Source organism: Clostridium sp. HBUAS56017 (assembly GCF_007115085.1).
Lineage (GTDB): Bacteria > Bacillota > Clostridia > Clostridiales > Clostridiaceae > Clostridium > Clostridium cibarium.
In genome coordinates, this window is sequence record NZ_SULK01000013.1 from 1 (window position 1) to 14,927 (window position 14,927).

Sequence of the window (14,927 nt, forward strand, 5' to 3'; positions counted from 1 at the left end):
AGGATTAAGATTTGCTATAAGAGAAGGTGGAAGAACAGTAGGATCAGGTGTTGTTACTAGCATAGTAGAATAATTAACTTGATTATATAAATATGGAGGTAAAAACGAGACGTCAGTTTTACCTTCTGTAGAAATAGGAGTAAAGATTTCTTTACTCCTATTTTTTTTTATATAGAGTATTAAAAAGTATACTTTGGAGATAATAAAAAGAGTGTTGAATTTTGCTAAAATAAATAAAGATAAGTTTATTTCAAAATAAAAAAACAAAATTTACGTCTATAAAAATAATATGAAAAAACATAGCTGATAAAAAAATAATATTATATTGAAAAAAACTTGAAAAGAATAATTAAAAATAGTATAATAAAGAAGTTGCAGAGCAAACAGCGATGAATCAAGAGGTTGCCGGACTTCCGGGTAATTCTTGATGAGTATGTCTGGATCTAGAATCCGACGACAGGGATTCTATAATTTTGTCTAAGTGTTATGAAACACCAGGAACAGTTTATAGAATAACCGCTGTTGTGCGCTCGAAGTAAAGCGTACATGAAAAGGAGGGAAACCAAGATGGCAAAACAAAAAATTAGAATCAGATTAAAAGCATTTGATCATACAATATTAGATCAATCTGCTGAAAAAATCGTAGAAACTGCTAAATCAACAGGAGCTAAGGTTGCAGGTCCAGTACCACTACCTACAGAAAAAGATGTTGTTACAATATTAAGAGCAGTTCATAAGTATAAGGACTCTAGAGAGCAGTTCGAAATAAGAACTCACAAGAGACTAATCGATATCGTTAATCCATCACCAAAAACTGTTGATGCATTAATGAGATTAAATCTACCAGCTGGTGTAGATATCGAAATCAAGCTTTAGTAGCAAATAGTTTTATAATAGACAATGAACTATTATGATTGTGAAAGCAATCCGCTAATTAGTTTAGGAGGTGCAAGTATAATGAAAAAAGCTATTATTGGTAAAAAGATAGGAATGACTCAAATTTTCAATGAAAATGGAAAAGTAGTTCCTGTAACAGTAGTAGAAGCTGGTCCATGTGTTGTTATTCAAAAGAAGACAATAGAAAAGGACGGTTATGAAGCAATTAAAGTAGGTTTTGGAGACATAAGAGAAAAGTTAGTCAATAAGCCAACTAAAGGTCAATTTGTAAAGGCAGGAGTTTCATTAAGAAGAACTCTTAAGGAATTCAGATTAGAAAATGCAAGTGAATATGAAGTAGGTCAAGAAATAACTGCTGATGTATTTGTTGCAGGAGATAAAGTTGACGTTTCAGGAGTTTCTAAAGGTAAGGGATTCCAAGGTGTTATAAAAAGATGGAATGCTCAAAGAGGACCAATGTCACACGGTTCTAAGTTCCACAGAGCGCCAGGTTCTATGGGAGCATCTTCAGATCCATCAAAGACATTTAAAAACAAACATATGCCAGGACATATGGGAGCAGTTAATACAACTGTAATGAATTTAGAAGTAGTTAAGGTTATAGCTGAAAAGAACTTAATACTAATTAAGGGTGGAATCCCAGGACCTAATAAAGGTACAGTAGTAATAAGAAACGCAGTTAAGGCTTAATTTCTGTAAGAAAGGAGGAAGCAGGATGCCTACAGTAGGATTATTTAATAAAGAAGGAAAGCAAGTTGGTGATTTTCAATTAAATGAAGAAGTTTTTGCAGTTGAAGTAAATGAAAACGCAATTCATCAAGTAGTTGTTGCATTACTTGCAAACAAGAGACAAGGGACTCAATCAGCTAAAACTAGAGCTGAAGTTAGAGGAGGCGGAATCAAGCCTTGGAGACAAAAGGGAACTGGTAGAGCAAGACAAGGTTCAATCAGAGCTCCTCAATGGATTAAAGGTGGTATTGTATTCGCACCAAAACCTAGAGATTATAGAGTGTCAGTACCTAAGAGTATGAGAAGAGTAGCACTTAAATCTGCTTTAACAAGTAAGGTTCAAGCAGGAGAAATGATCGTTATGGAAGATTTAGCTTTTGAAGCTATCAAGACTAAGCAAGTTGCTGAAATGATTAAAACATTAGGTTTTAAGAAAACATTAATAGTAACTGCTGAATCAGATGAAGTAGCTTACAAATCAGCTAGAAATATAGCAGGGGTTGCTGTAATACCTGCAAACAACATCAATGTTTATGATTTGCTAAAATTTGAAAAAGTAATCATGACAAAAGATGCTGTATCAAAGATTGAGGAGGTGTACGCATAATGAAAATGACAAGCCATGATATAATAAGAAAACCTGTTATAACTGAAAAGACTATGACAGCTATGGCAGAAAATAAGTACACTTTCATAGTTCACATCAACTCAAATAAATCTCAAATAAAGAGAGCTGTTGAAGAAGTTTTTGGCGTTAAAGTAGCTAACGTTCAAACTATCAGAACTATGGGAAAAACTAAGAGAATGGGCGTACATGTAGGAAAGAGAGCTGACTACAAGAAAGCTATCATTACTCTTGCTGAAGGAAGCAAGGGAATTGAATTCTTCGAAGGATTACAACAATAGTCGATTAAAGTGATTTATTGGTGCGATGCACCAGATAAGCTGTAAAAAGGAGGGAAAACCAATGGCAGTTAAGAAGTTTAGACCAACTACCCCTTCAAGAAGAGAGATGACAATGGCAACTTTTGAAGAAGTTACTTCAAGTTCACCAGAGAAATCACTTCTTGTTTCTTTAAAGAAAACAGGTGGTAGAAATGCACAAGGTAAAATAACTGTTAGACACCATGGTGGTGGCGCTAAGAGAAAATATAGAATTATAGATTTTAAGAGAAATAAAGATGGAATTCCAGCAAAGGTTGCAACAGTAGAGTATGATCCAAATAGATCTGCTTACATAGCATTAGTTGTATACACTGATGGAGAAAAGAGATATATCATAGCTCCAGTTGGATTAAAGGTTGGAGATGTTGTAGTATCTGGAGTAGATGCAGATATTAAACCAGGTAATGCTCTTCCATTAAAGAATATCCCTGTAGGTACAATAGTTCATAACATAGAACTACAAGCTGGTAAGGGTGGTCAATTAGTTAGAGCTGCAGGTAATTCAGCACAATTAATGGCTAAAGAAGGTAACTATGCAACATTAAGATTGCCTTCAGGTGAAATGAGATATGTAAGAATCGAATGTAGAGCTACTATTGGAACTGTATCTAATTCAACTAATGACATAGTTAACTTAGGTAAAGCTGGTAGAAAGAGACATTTAGGATGGAGACCAACAGTAAGAGGTTCTGTAATGAACCCTAACGATCACCCTCATGGTGGTGGTGAAGGTAAGTCACCAGTTGGTAGACCAAGTCCAGTAACTCCTTGGGGTAAACCTGCACTTGGATATAAAACAAGAAAGAATAAGAAGTATTCAGATAGATTCATTATTAAGAATAGAAACGCTAAGTAATATGAAGAGAATACTAGATTCTCTTCACAGCTTGGTCGTGCCTGATGTTAATGAAGGGAGGCAATGTTAGTGAGTAGATCAACAAAAAAGGGACCTTTTGTCCATGAAGGATTATTAAAAAAGGTTGAAGAAATGAATGCAAGTGGAGAAAAGAAGGTTGTTAAGACTTGGTCAAGAAGTTCAACAATTTTTCCACAAATGATAGGACATACGATTGCTGTTCACGATGGTAGAAAGCATGTTCCAGTATATATATCTGAAGATATGGTTGGACATAAGCTTGGTGAGTTTGCATTAACAAGAACTTACAGAGGACACGTAAACACAGACAAGAAATCAAAGAGATAATTAGTTAGCCTGGAAAGGAGGAACATAAATGGAAGCTAAAGCTATAGCTAAATATGTAAGAATGTCTCCAATTAAAGTAGGAGCTGTTACTGATTTAATAAGAGGAAAAGATGTTAAAGAAGCTTTTGCTATTTTACAATACACTCCAAGAGAAGCTGCAGTAGTTATTAACAAGGTGTTAAAGTCTGCTGTTGCTAATGCAGAAAATAATTTTGCACTTGATACTGATAAGTTGTATGTATCAGATGTATATGTTGGTCAAGGTCCAACTCTTAAGAGATTCAGACCTATGGATCATGGTAAAGCATTTAAGATTCTTAAGAAAACAAGCCACATAACAGTAATTGTTAAAGAAAGAGCTTAGAAGAAGGAGGGAAAGATAAGTGGGTCAAAAAGTAAATCCTCATGGACTTAGAGTCGGAGTTATTAAAGATTGGGATGCAAAATGGTTCGCAAACAAGAAAGATTTTGCTGATAATCTAGTTGAAGATAATAAGATCAGAACATTTGTTAAAAAGGAACTTTTCGCAGCTGGAATCTCAAAGATAGAAATCGAAAGAACAGCTAAGAGAGTTAAGTTAAATATACACACTGCAAAACCAGGAGTTGTTATAGGTAAAGGTGGATCAGGGATTGAAGCTTTAAAGAAAAAATTAACTAACTTTATAAGTGAGAAGAATGTTTTAATAAACATTGTTGAAGTAAAGAATGCTGAAGCATCTGCTCAATTAATGGCTGAAAACATTGCTGCTCAATTAGAAAAGAGAGTTTCATTCAGAAGAGCTATGAAACAAACAATTCAAAGAGCTATGAAACATGGCGTAAATGGTGTTAAGACTGCTTGTTCAGGTAGACTTGGTGGCGCTGAAATAGCTAGAACAGAACAATATCATGAAGGAACAATTCCACTACAAACATTAAGAGCAGATATCGAATATGGATTTGCTGAAGCAGACACAACATACGGTAAAATCGGAGTTAAGGTTTGGGTTTATAATGGAGAAGTACTTCCAACTAAAAAGGTTGAAAAGGAAGAAGCTCAAGCATAGAAAGGAGGAATAGATCATGTTAATGCCTAAAAGAGTAAAGCATCGTAAGGTACAACGTGGTAGAATGAAAGGTAAAGCAACAAGAGGAAATTTCCTAGCTTATGGAGATTTCGGTATTCAAGCTACTACTTGCGGTTGGATTACAAGCAATCAGATTGAATCTGCCAGAATTGCTATTAATAGATATATCAAAAGAGGTGGAAAACTTTGGATAAAGATTTTCCCAGATAAGCCAGTTACTAAGAAACCAGCTGAAACTAGAATGGGTAAAGGTAAAGGAGCTCCTGAATACTGGGTAGCAGTAGTTAAACCAGGTAGAGTTTTATTTGAATTATCAGGAGTTAATGAAGAAGTTGCAAGAGAAGCAATGAGACTTGCATCACACAAGCTTCCTGTAAAAACTAAGTTTGTTACAAGAAGAGATTTTGAGGAAATGGGTGGTGAAGAATAATGAAGGCTAGAGAATTTAAAGAATTAAGAGCAAATGATCCTCAAGATTTAGTTGCTAAATTAGGTGAACTTAAAGCTGAATTATTCAACTTAAGATTCCAATTAGCTACAGGACAATTAGAAAATCCTATGAGAATAAGAGAAGTAAAGAAATCTATAGCCCAAATAAAAACCATCTTAAGAGAAGAAGAGTTAAGGGTTCAACAGTAATTCTGGAAGGAGGTAAAACCTAATGGAAAGAGGATTAAGAAAAAAGAGAGTTGGCAGAGTTGTTTCAGATAAAATGGATAAGACTATTGTAGTTGCTGTTGAAACTAAGGTTAGACATCCACTATACGGAAAAACTGTTAACAGAACTACTAAGTTCAAGGCTCATGATGAAAATAATGAAGCTAAAGTAAATGATAGAGTTTTAATAATGGAAACTAGACCATTATCTAAAGATAAGAGATGGAGACTTGTTGAGATAGTTGAAAAAGCTAAATAGGCTTTAAGACTGAAAGGAGGGTAAATTCAATGATACAACAACAAACCTTATTAAAGGTAGCAGATAACTCAGGTGCTAAAGAAATTATGTGTATCAGGGTTTTAGGCGGATCTAAAAGAAAGTTCGGTAACATTGGAGATATAATAGTTGCTAGCGTTAAAAGTGCAACACCAGGCGGAGTTGTTAAAAAAGGCGAAGTAGTAAAGGCTGTTATAGTTAGATCTGTAAGAGGTTTAAGAAGAGCAGATGGTTCATATATTAAGTTTGATGAAAATGCTGCAGTTATAATAAAAGATGATAAGCAACCAAGAGGAACTCGTATCTTCGGACCAGTTGCAAGGGAGCTAAGAGATAAGGAATTCAATAAGATATTATCATTAGCACCAGAAGTTCTATAATAGAAGGAGGTGGCTTACTTGAAGGTACATGTAAGAAAGAACGACACAGTTGTAGTTATTTCAGGTAAAGACAAAGGTAAGACTGGAGAAGTTTTAAAAGTATATCCTAAAACAGGAAGAGTCCTTGTTCAAGGAGTTAATATAGTTAAGAAGCACCAAAAAGCTACTAGAAATCAAGCTGAAAGTGCTATTATAGAAAAAGAAGCTGCAATAAACAGCTCAAAGGTAATGTTATATTGTACAAAATGCAAATCAGCTACAAGAATTAGCACTAAGTTATTAGAAGACGGAGCTAAAGTTAGAGTTTGCAAGAAGTGCGGCGAAACATTCTAAGATCTGAAAGGAGGTAACTCAATATGACAAGACTTCAAGAGAAGTATGAAAAGGAAATTATACCAGCAATGATAGAAAAGTTTGGATATAAAAACATAATGGAAGTTCCAAAACTTGAAAAGATAGTAATCAACATGGGTGTTGGTGAAGCTAAAGAAAATCAAAAAGTTTTAGAATCAGCAGTTAGTGATTTAACATTAATATCTGGTCAAAAACCAATATTAACAAGAGCTAAGAAATCTGTAGCTAACTTTAAGATAAGACAAAACATGGCTTTAGGATGTAAAGTTACATTAAGAAAGGCAAATATGTATGAATTTGCTGATAAGTTAATGTCAATTGCTCTACCAAGAGTTAGAGATTTCAGAGGTGTTTCAAGTAAGGCTTTTGATGGAAGAGGAAATTATTCTCTAGGAATTAAAGAGCAATTAATATTCCCAGAAATTGAATACGACAAAATCGATAAAGTAAGAGGAATGGATATTATCTTCGTAACAACAGCTAATACTGACGAAGAAGCAAGAGAATTATTAAGATTCTTTGGAATGCCATTTGCTCAATAATAAGGAGGGAAAACTGTGGCACGTAAAGCTATTATTGAAAAGTGGAGCAAAACACCTAAGTATAAGACAAGAGCTTATACAAGATGTAGAATATGTGGAAGACCACACTCAGTACTTAAAAAATTCGGTATTTGCCGTATTTGCTTTAGAGAACTTGCTTACAAGGGCCAAATCCCTGGTTGCAAGAAAGCAAGTTGGTAGTACTAAGTTAAGCGAAAGGAGGCACAATTAATGGTTATGACAGATCCTATAGCAGATTTGCTAACACGTATAAGAAATGCAAATGCTGTTAGACACGAAGTAGTAGAGGTACCTTCTTCAAATGTAAAGAAGGCCGTTGCAAATATATTATTACAAGAAGGATACATTAAAGAGATTGATGAATATAACGATGGAGTAGTTCCAATGTTAAGAATTTCTCTTAAGTATGGTTCAAATAAAGAAAGAGTTATAACTGGTATAAAGAGAATATCTAAACCAGGATTAAGAGTTTACTGTAAGAAGGATGAGACTCCTAAGGTTCTTAACGGATTAGGAATTGCTGTAATATCAACATCTAAAGGAATTATGGTAGATAGAGAAGCTAGAAAGATGGGATTAGGCGGAGAAGTAGTTTGCTACGTTTGGTAGTATCTTTATAGAAATTTTATTAGAATAAATGTTTGTATAAAAAACAACAGGAGGTGCAATTATGTCAAGAGTAGGTAGATTACCAATAGCTATACCTGCTGGCGTAACTGTTACTGTATCAGCTGACAATGTTGTTACAGTTAAGGGCCCTAAGGGCGAGCTAGTAAAAGCTATGCACAAAGACATTAATATAGCGGTTGAAAACAACGAAGTAGTTGTTACTAGACCAAGTGATGATAAAAATCACAGAGCTCTTCATGGATTAACAAGAGCACTTATTAACAATATGGTAATTGGAACAAATGAAGGTTATCAAAAAACTTTAGAACTAGTTGGTGTTGGTTATAGAGCTCAATTACAAGGAAAGAAGCTTGTAATGAACCTTGGATTCTCACACCCAGTTGAAGTTGAACCAATGGATGGAATTACTTTCGAAACTCCAGCTGCAACAAAAGTTGTAATTAAGGGTATCGATAAGCAAGTCGTTGGAGCACAAGCTGCTGATGTGAGACGTTGGAGAAAACCAGAACCATATAAAGGTAAGGGTATTAAGTTTGAAGGCGAATATATCAGACGTAAAGAAGGTAAAACTGGTAAGAAATAATAGAAAGGAGTGAGCTTTATGTTCAAAAAGGCTGACAGAAAAGCAAAAAGAGAAAGACGTCACCTTAGAGTTCGTAAGAAAGTTTTCGGTACTCCTGAAAGACCAAGACTTTCAGTATATAGAAGTGAAAAAAATATATATGCACAAATAATTGATGATATAAATGCTGTAACTTTAGCTGCTGCATCAAGTGTAGAAAAAGATTTTTCTGCTAAGGGTGGTAACAAAGAAGGCGCTAAACTTGTAGGAGAGTTAGTTGCAAAGAAAGCTTTAGATAAGGGAATAAATGAAGTTGTATTTGACAGAGGTGGATACATATATCACGGAAGAGTACAACAATTAGCTGAAGCTGCTAGAGAAGCAGGATTAAAGTTCTAATAAATAAGGAGGGAAATAAATGAGAATCGATCCTAGTACACTAGACCTTAAAGAAAAGGTTGTTTTTATAAACAGAGTTACTAAGGTTGTTAAGGGTGGTAGAAACTTCAGATTCAGTGCACTTGTAGTTGTCGGAGACGAAAACGGTCATGTTGGCGTTGGAATGGGTAAATCTATCGAAATACCAGTAGCAATTAGAAAAGGAATAGAAGATGCTAAGAAGAACCTAGTTGAAGTTGCAATGGTTGGAACAACAGTTCCTCATGAGATATATGGAACTTTTGGAACTGGTAAGGTTCTTATAATGCCAGCTAAGGAAGGTACTGGAGTTATTGCAGGAGGTCCAGCAAGATCAGTATTAGAATTAGCAGGATTAAAGGATGTTAGAGCTAAGTCATTAGGTTCAAACAATCCAAGAAACATGGTTAACGCAACAATAAACGGATTAGCAAGCTTAAGAACAGCTGAAGATATAGCTAGATTAAGAGGAAAATCTGTTGAAGAGATATTAGGTTAGGAGGTATATTGCGATGGCAAAGTTAAGAGTTACGTTAGTAAAGAGCTTAATAGGTAGAAAAAAGAACCATATCGCTACTGCAAATGCCCTTGGACTTAAGAAAATCGGTAAAACAGTAGAACATGAGGGAACTCCTCAAATACAAGGTATGATTAACAAGATAGACTACTTATTAAAAGTAGAAGAAGTATAATATAGAGGAGGTGCACTAAATATGAAACTTCATGAATTAAAGCCAGCTACTGGTAGTAAGAAGGCTCCTAAGAGAGTTGGAAGAGGAACTGGTTCTGGATTAGGAAGAAATGCTGGTAAGGGTGAAAAAGGACAAAACGCTAGATCTGGCGGTGGAGTTAGACCAGGATTTGAAGGAGGTCAAATGCCTCTATATAGAAGACTTCCAAAGAGAGGTTTTACAAATATATTTGCTAAGAAGATAGTTAGTATAAACGTAGATAGATTAAATATATTTGAAAACGGGACAGAAATAACTCCAGAACTTTTACTTGAAACAAGAGTAGTAAGTAAAGTTATGGATGGAGTTAAGATATTAGGAAACGGAAACTTAGAAAAAAGCTTAACTATAAAAGGGTGTAAGCTTTCAAAGTCTGCTGTTGAGAAGATCGAAGCAGCTGGAGGAAAAGTTGAGGTGATTTAATATGCTATCAACCCTACGTAATGCCTGGAAGGTTCCTGACTTGAGAAAAAAGTTTTATTGGACTATAGGCTTAATTGCAATATTCAGAATAGGAATGCACATTCCTGTTTCGGGTGTTGATTCTAGTTTTTTAAAGCAAATGACTCAGTCTGGATTATTTGGATTCTATGATCTAATATCTGGAGGTGCTTTTAGTAGTTTCAGTATATTAGCACTAGGTGTAATGCCATATATTAATGCATCAATTATAATGCAATTACTTACAATAGGAATACCTTCTTTAGAGCAACTTCAAAAAGAGGGCGAAGAAGGTAAGAAAAAAATACAAAAAGCTACTCGTTATTTATCAATAGTAATAGCAGTATTTTTAGCTTTTGGAATTATGGCTTCTCTATCTCAAAAAGGTGGAACAGCCGGATTAAACACATTCCAATATATAGTTGTGTTAATTTCTTTAGTAGTTGGTTCAACATTTTGTATATGGTTAGGAGATCAGATAACAGTAAAGGGATTTGGAAATGGAACATCAATTTTGATTTTTGTTAATATCATTTCTAGATTACCTATGACTGCAGGAAGAATATATCAGCTTAAGCAAGCTGAAACAGTTAACATTGTACAATTAGCACTATTTGCAGTTGGTGTTGTTATACTTTTAGGACTATCAATTTTTTTCAGTTTAGCTGAAAGAAGAGTGCCAGTACAATATGCAGGAAAAGCAGTTGGTAATAAAGTGATGAAGGGACAATCAACTAATATACCACTTAGTATAATTAGTGCAGCAGTTATCGCAATAATTTTTGCAATGTCTGTTATGGGATTCCCAGAAGCTATAGCTAATTTCTTTCCACAAAAAGACTGGGCTATTTGGATAGTATCAAGTCCTTATAGTATATTTAATAAAAGTACATGGATGTACCCAGTAGTATATGCTCTATTAACTATTTTCTTTACTTGGTTCTATAATGAAGCAACATTAAAGCCAGAAGAGATTGCAGAAAACTTAAATAAATCTGCTGGATTTGTACCAGGTATAAGACCAGGAGAGCAAACTACAAACTTTTTTGAAAGGGTAATTTTGAAAATATCAATGATTGGTGGGGTGTATGCGGCAATTTTAGCTGTTATCCCTGTATTGGTAGATCAATTTACTGAGTTTAAAAATATGTCCTTTGGCGCTACTGCACTATTAATAGTAATAGGTGTAGCATTAGATTTCTCAAGAAGACTTGAGTCTCAAATGGTTATGCGTCATTATGAAGGATTTCTTAAATAGATTATAAAATGGAGATGATGCCCGTGAAGATTATATTATTAGGTCCTCCAGGAGCAGGCAAAGGAACACAGGCAAAATCAATTAGTAATAGATACTCAATACCACATATTTCAACAGGGGACATATTCAGAAAGAATATTTCTGAAAATACTCCTCTTGGAATAGAGGCAAAGAAGTATATAGATAACGGGCAATTAGTTCCTGATGAAGTTACAATTAACATGGTTAAGGATAGACTTCAACAAGATGATTGTAAAAATGGATATCTATTAGATGGGTTTCCAAGAACGGTTAGCCAAGCAGAATCACTTCAAGGGTTCTTAAAAGATAGAGATGAATCTCTAGACACAGCATTATTAATTGAAGTTCCTAGAGACTTTATACTTGAAAGAATGACAGGAAGAAGAGTATGTCCTTCATGTGGAGCAAGTTATCATGTTAAATTCAACCCAGCTGTTGAAGGAAAATGTGAGCTTTGCGGTTCTGAGGTTGTTCAAAGAAAGGACGATACTGAAGAAACTGTACAAGAAAGACTTGATGTTTATGAAAGACAAACACAACCACTAATTGATTTCTATAAAGAGAAAAACTTACTTTCAGTAGTGGAAGGAACAAAAGCTATTAACGAAGTGTTTGAAAGCATTTGTGATATATTAGGAAGTGTTAAATAATGATTATCATAAAAAATAATCAGGAAATACAACTAATGCGAGATGCTGGTAAAATAGTAGCTGAAACTTTGCTACTTGTAGAGAAAAAAATTAAACCTGGTATAACTACTGCAGAATTAGACAGAATTGCAGAAGAATTTATAACTAAGCATGGAGCTAGACCATCCTTTAAAGGATTATATGGTTTCCCTTCGTCCTTATGTATATCTGTTAATGAGCAAGTAGTTCATGGAATACCAGGAGCCTATATTCTAAAGGAAGGCGACATAGTTAGTATTGATTGTGGAGCTTGCCTTAATGGATTCCATGGAGATGCTGCAAGAACATTTCCAGTAGGAAAGGTATCAAATGAAGCAAAAGCATTAATAGACGTAACGAGGGATTGCTTTTTTGAGGGAATTAAATTTGCTCAAGTTGGCAATAATTTAACAGATATTTCAAATGAAATACAGCGTTATGTAGAAGGTTCAGGTTTCTCGGTAGTAAGAGATTTCGTTGGACACGGGATAGGCAAAAATGTTCACGAAGATCCTGACGTACCAAATTTCGGTAAACCAGGTAGAGGTCCTAAACTTGTAGAAGGAATGGTTTTAGCAATAGAGCCTATGGTAAATGCAGGTGGTTTTAGAGTGAAAACTTTAAAAGATAAATGGACTGTTGTAACAAGTGATAAAAGCCTATCAGCACATTATGAAAATACTGTTGCAATTTTACCAGATGGACCGGAAATATTAACACTAAATAAATAGAGTGTTGCTTAGTTATAAATTCGCATATAAAATATGTGGTTTATACTAAGGTAATCATCGAGGTGAATAATTTGCAAAACAATGACTTGATTGGAAAAGTAGTACTTTCGAAAGCAGGAAGAGATACAAATCATTTATATGTTGTAATTAGGAAATTAGATAATGAATATGTTTTGTTATCTAATGGTGTAACAAAGACATTAGATAAGCCTAAGAAAAAGAAACTTAAACATTTAAGTTTCATAGATGCAGTAGATGATGAAATCAAATTAGCGATCGTTTCAAATGATAATAGTACTGATTTAAAAATTAAGAGACTTCTAAAATTTAAAGGCATTGTTAAGGAGGGTTGATTACCTTATGTCAAAAGATGATGTTATAGAAATGCAAGGTACAGTCCTAGAGGCTTTACCAAATGCCATGTTTCAAGTTGAACTTGAAAGTGGGCATACGATTCTAGCTCATATATCAGGAAAGTTAAGAATGAACTTCATAAGAATTCTGCCAGGAGATAAAGTTACAGTAGAACTTTCTCCATACGATTTAACTAGAGGTAGAATTACATGGAGAGCAAAATAAGATAGTAAAAATTCTATCAGGACTAATACAAGGAGGGTTAGCTATGAAAGTAAGACCATCAGTTAAGCCTATTTGCGAAAAGTGCAAAGTTATAAGAAGAAAAGGAAGAGTAATGGTAATCTGTGAAAATCCTAAGCACAAGCAAAAACAAGGCTAATTAATAAATAATATTAGACAAAAAATACAGATAAGGCATTTAAAATTTATTGACTTTTTAAGTAAAGTCAAATATGATTATATAGGCATTAATTTAATAATTAGGTTTTAGGGCGGCTGACTTAGAGAGGTATCTCTCTAATGCCTAAAATTTTATTATATACTATAAAATCAACTTTTTAAGGCATTTTAATTACCAGGAGGTGTAAATTTTAATGGCAAGAATAGCAGGTATTGACCTACCAAGAGAAAAAAGAGTTGAAATAGGTTTAACATATATATTTGGAATTGGATTAGCTACTTCTCAAAAGATATTAGCTGCTACTGGAGTAAGTCCAGATGCAAGAGTTAAAGATCTTACAGAAGATGAAGTTAATGAAATCAGAACCTATATCAACAAGAACTTAAATGTAGAAGGTGACTTAAGAAGAGATGTTGCTTTAAACATAAAGAGATTACAAGAAATAGGATGCTATAGAGGAATTAGACATAGAAAAGGTCTTCCAGTTAGAGGACAAAAAACTAAAACTAATGCGAGAACAAGAAAAGGTCCTAAGAAGACTATCGCAAACAAGAAGAAGTAGTAAGGAGGGAAGATAATGGCAGCTCAAAAGGTTAAAAAGACTAGAAGAAGAAAAGAAAGAAAAAATGTTGAGCATGGTGCTGCACACATCAAGTCAACTTTCAATAACTCAATAGTTACTTTAACAGATGCAGTAGGTAATGCATTATCATGGTCAAGTGCAGGAGCTCTTGGTTTTAGAGGATCAAGAAAAAGTACTCCTTTTGCAGCACAAATGGCAGCTGAAACAGCAGCTAAGGCAGCAATGGAACATGGATTAAAGAGCATTGAAGTATATGTAAAGGGACCAGGAGCAGGTAGAGAAGCAGCTATAAGATCCCTACAAGCGGCAGGATTAGAAGTAACTTTAATTAAAGATGTTACTCCAATCCCACACAATGGATGTAGACCACCAAAAAGAAGAAGAGTCTAGTACAACCATCACAGGAGGTGTAATTTAATGGCAAAATATACTGGAGCTACATGTAGATTATGTAGAAGAGAAGGTATGAAACTATTCCTTAAGGGAGATAGATGTTATACAGATAAATGTGCTTTTGCTAGAAGAAGCTATGCACCAGGGCAACATGGAGCTAACAAGAAGAAAGTTTCAAACTATGGTGTTCAATTAAGAGAGAAGCAAAAAGCGAAGAGAATATACGGTGTGTTAGAAAGCCAATTCAGAAATTATTATGAAAAAGCTGAGCACATTAAAGGTATTACTGGTGAAAACCTATTAAAGTTACTAGAATTAAGACTTGACAATGTAGCATTTAGATTAGGGTTCGGTGCGTCAAGAAGTGAAGCTAGACAATTAGTAACTCATGGACATTTCTTAGTAAATGGTAAAAAAGTTGACATTGCTTCATACAAAGTTTCTGTTAACGACGTTATCTCTGTATGTGAAAAGAGCAGAGCAAGCGAGAGATTTAAGACTTTTGCTGAAAACCCAAAGACATTACCAAAGTGGTTAGAAGCAAATCTTGAAAACTACGAAGGCAAAGTAGTTGCTGAACCAGCAAGAGAAGATATTGACGTTCCAGTTAATGAAACTCTTATCGTTGAGTTATACAGCAAGTAATTTATTAATATTTG

General features: G+C 34.4%; 30 protein-coding genes and 1 pseudogene. All 31 read left to right on the forward strand.

All coding sequences use genetic code 11. The features are described from left to right. Window positions 1-73 (forward strand): annotated as a pseudogene (locus FAY47_RS11910) (elongation factor Tu); the annotation flags it as partial. 494 nt (window positions 74-567) lie between these two features. Beyond that, on the forward strand, window positions 568-876 hold the full coding sequence (gene rpsJ, locus FAY47_RS11915; RefSeq protein ID WP_143316941.1) for a 30S ribosomal protein S10: 309 nt from the start codon (window positions 568-570) through the stop codon (window positions 874-876). Window positions 877-957: 81 nt separating this feature from the next. Then, complete coding sequence (gene rplC / locus FAY47_RS11920) at window positions 958-1,587, forward strand: 50S ribosomal protein L3 (protein WP_143316942.1); 630 nt, start codon at window positions 958-960, stop codon at window positions 1,585-1,587. 25 nt (window positions 1,588-1,612) lie between these two features. After that, the gene (rplD, locus tag FAY47_RS11925; RefSeq protein WP_143316943.1) at window positions 1,613-2,233 is read left to right on the forward strand and encodes a 50S ribosomal protein L4; all 621 of its coding nucleotides are present in this window, start codon (window positions 1,613-1,615) and stop codon (window positions 2,231-2,233) included. Next, window positions 2,233-2,532 carry a 50S ribosomal protein L23 gene (gene rplW / locus FAY47_RS11930; RefSeq protein WP_143316944.1) on the forward strand — a complete coding sequence of 100 codons (300 nt, stop codon included), beginning with the start codon at window positions 2,233-2,235 and terminating at the stop codon, window positions 2,530-2,532. Before rplD ends, rplW begins: the two co-directional genes overlap by 1 nt. 61 nt (window positions 2,533-2,593) lie before the next feature. Further along, window positions 2,594-3,427, forward strand: a complete 834-nt coding sequence (rplB, locus tag FAY47_RS11935) for a 50S ribosomal protein L2 (protein ID WP_143316945.1) — start codon at window positions 2,594-2,596, stop codon at window positions 3,425-3,427. 69 nt (window positions 3,428-3,496) lie between these two features. Continuing rightward, window positions 3,497-3,775, forward strand: coding sequence for a 30S ribosomal protein S19 (gene rpsS / locus FAY47_RS11940; RefSeq protein WP_143316946.1), 279 nt, complete (start codon window positions 3,497-3,499; stop codon window positions 3,773-3,775). Between the two features lie 28 nt (window positions 3,776-3,803). Beyond that, complete coding sequence (rplV, locus tag FAY47_RS11945; RefSeq protein WP_143316947.1) at window positions 3,804-4,139, forward strand: 50S ribosomal protein L22; 336 nt, start codon at window positions 3,804-3,806, stop codon at window positions 4,137-4,139. 19 nt (window positions 4,140-4,158) lie between these two features. Further along, window positions 4,159-4,824 carry a 30S ribosomal protein S3 gene (gene rpsC / locus FAY47_RS11950; RefSeq protein ID WP_143316948.1) on the forward strand — a complete coding sequence of 222 codons (666 nt, stop codon included), beginning with the start codon at window positions 4,159-4,161 and terminating at the stop codon, window positions 4,822-4,824. A 16-nt stretch (window positions 4,825-4,840) separates the two neighbouring features. Then, window positions 4,841-5,275 (forward strand): 50S ribosomal protein L16, encoded by a 435-nt coding sequence (rplP, locus tag FAY47_RS11955; RefSeq protein ID WP_143316949.1) that lies wholly within the window; start codon window positions 4,841-4,843, stop codon window positions 5,273-5,275. Next, on the forward strand, window positions 5,275-5,484 hold the full coding sequence (rpmC, locus tag FAY47_RS11960; RefSeq protein ID WP_143316950.1) for a 50S ribosomal protein L29: 210 nt from the start codon (window positions 5,275-5,277) through the stop codon (window positions 5,482-5,484). Before rplP ends, rpmC begins: the two co-directional genes overlap by 1 nt. Before the next feature lie 22 nt (window positions 5,485-5,506). Beyond that, window positions 5,507-5,761, forward strand: coding sequence for a 30S ribosomal protein S17 (gene rpsQ / locus FAY47_RS11965; RefSeq protein ID WP_143316951.1), 255 nt, complete (start codon window positions 5,507-5,509; stop codon window positions 5,759-5,761). Between the two features lie 29 nt (window positions 5,762-5,790). Beyond that, on the forward strand, window positions 5,791-6,159 hold the full coding sequence (gene rplN, locus FAY47_RS11970; RefSeq protein ID WP_143316952.1) for a 50S ribosomal protein L14: 369 nt from the start codon (window positions 5,791-5,793) through the stop codon (window positions 6,157-6,159). A gap of 18 nt (window positions 6,160-6,177) precedes the next feature. Further along, entirely contained in the window at window positions 6,178-6,492 is a 315-nt protein-coding gene (gene rplX, locus FAY47_RS11975) for a 50S ribosomal protein L24 (protein WP_143316953.1), read from the forward strand. A 23-nt stretch (window positions 6,493-6,515) separates the two neighbouring features. Then, complete coding sequence (rplE, locus tag FAY47_RS11980; protein ID WP_143316954.1) at window positions 6,516-7,055, forward strand: 50S ribosomal protein L5; 540 nt, start codon at window positions 6,516-6,518, stop codon at window positions 7,053-7,055. Window positions 7,056-7,070: 15 nt separating this feature from the next. After that, entirely contained in the window at window positions 7,071-7,256 is a 186-nt protein-coding gene (locus tag FAY47_RS11985; RefSeq protein WP_143316955.1) for a type Z 30S ribosomal protein S14, read from the forward strand. A 30-nt stretch (window positions 7,257-7,286) separates the two neighbouring features. After that, entirely contained in the window at window positions 7,287-7,685 is a 399-nt protein-coding gene (rpsH, locus tag FAY47_RS11990) for a 30S ribosomal protein S8 (RefSeq protein WP_143316956.1), read from the forward strand. A gap of 61 nt (window positions 7,686-7,746) precedes the next feature. Then, complete coding sequence (gene rplF / locus FAY47_RS11995) at window positions 7,747-8,289, forward strand: 50S ribosomal protein L6 (RefSeq protein WP_143316957.1); 543 nt, start codon at window positions 7,747-7,749, stop codon at window positions 8,287-8,289. A gap of 18 nt (window positions 8,290-8,307) precedes the next feature. Further along, the gene (gene rplR, locus FAY47_RS12000; protein WP_143316958.1) at window positions 8,308-8,667 is read left to right on the forward strand and encodes a 50S ribosomal protein L18; all 360 of its coding nucleotides are present in this window, start codon (window positions 8,308-8,310) and stop codon (window positions 8,665-8,667) included. Between the two features lie 19 nt (window positions 8,668-8,686). Beyond that, entirely contained in the window at window positions 8,687-9,184 is a 498-nt protein-coding gene (gene rpsE / locus FAY47_RS12005) for a 30S ribosomal protein S5 (protein ID WP_143316959.1), read from the forward strand. A 13-nt stretch (window positions 9,185-9,197) separates the two neighbouring features. After that, window positions 9,198-9,377, forward strand: coding sequence for a 50S ribosomal protein L30 (gene rpmD, locus FAY47_RS12010; protein WP_143316960.1), 180 nt, complete (start codon window positions 9,198-9,200; stop codon window positions 9,375-9,377). Window positions 9,378-9,398: 21 nt separating this feature from the next. Then, window positions 9,399-9,839, forward strand: a complete 441-nt coding sequence (rplO, locus tag FAY47_RS12015) for a 50S ribosomal protein L15 (RefSeq protein WP_143316961.1) — start codon at window positions 9,399-9,401, stop codon at window positions 9,837-9,839. A 1-nt stretch (window position 9,840) separates the two neighbouring features. Beyond that, window positions 9,841-11,115 (forward strand): preprotein translocase subunit SecY, encoded by a 1,275-nt coding sequence (gene secY, locus FAY47_RS12020; protein ID WP_143316962.1) that lies wholly within the window; start codon window positions 9,841-9,843, stop codon window positions 11,113-11,115. Between the two features lie 23 nt (window positions 11,116-11,138). Next, window positions 11,139-11,786, forward strand: a complete 648-nt coding sequence (locus FAY47_RS12025; protein ID WP_143316963.1) for an adenylate kinase — start codon at window positions 11,139-11,141, stop codon at window positions 11,784-11,786. Then, the gene (map, locus tag FAY47_RS12030) at window positions 11,786-12,535 is read left to right on the forward strand and encodes a type I methionyl aminopeptidase (RefSeq protein ID WP_143316964.1); all 750 of its coding nucleotides are present in this window, start codon (window positions 11,786-11,788) and stop codon (window positions 12,533-12,535) included. The genes FAY47_RS12025 and map overlap by 1 nt, the downstream gene beginning before the upstream one ends. A 71-nt stretch (window positions 12,536-12,606) precedes the next feature. Beyond that, window positions 12,607-12,888 carry a hypothetical protein gene (locus tag FAY47_RS12035; RefSeq protein ID WP_143316965.1) on the forward strand — a complete coding sequence of 94 codons (282 nt, stop codon included), beginning with the start codon at window positions 12,607-12,609 and terminating at the stop codon, window positions 12,886-12,888. 7 nt (window positions 12,889-12,895) lie between these two features. Further along, window positions 12,896-13,114, forward strand: a complete 219-nt coding sequence (gene infA, locus FAY47_RS12040) for a translation initiation factor IF-1 (RefSeq protein ID WP_143316966.1) — start codon at window positions 12,896-12,898, stop codon at window positions 13,112-13,114. A gap of 43 nt (window positions 13,115-13,157) precedes the next feature. Further along, window positions 13,158-13,271: a 50S ribosomal protein L36 gene (rpmJ, locus tag FAY47_RS12045; protein WP_039312872.1), complete on the forward strand. Its 114-nt coding sequence runs from the start codon at window positions 13,158-13,160 to the stop codon at window positions 13,269-13,271. Between the two features lie 214 nt (window positions 13,272-13,485). Then, window positions 13,486-13,854: a 30S ribosomal protein S13 gene (rpsM, locus tag FAY47_RS12050; protein WP_143316967.1), complete on the forward strand. Its 369-nt coding sequence runs from the start codon at window positions 13,486-13,488 to the stop codon at window positions 13,852-13,854. A gap of 15 nt (window positions 13,855-13,869) precedes the next feature. Continuing rightward, window positions 13,870-14,265, forward strand: coding sequence for a 30S ribosomal protein S11 (rpsK, locus tag FAY47_RS12055; RefSeq protein WP_143316968.1), 396 nt, complete (start codon window positions 13,870-13,872; stop codon window positions 14,263-14,265). A 27-nt stretch (window positions 14,266-14,292) separates the two neighbouring features. Continuing rightward, window positions 14,293-14,913: a 30S ribosomal protein S4 gene (rpsD, locus tag FAY47_RS12060; protein WP_143316969.1), complete on the forward strand. Its 621-nt coding sequence runs from the start codon at window positions 14,293-14,295 to the stop codon at window positions 14,911-14,913. The last annotated feature ends 14 nt before the right edge of the window (window positions 14,914-14,927 follow it).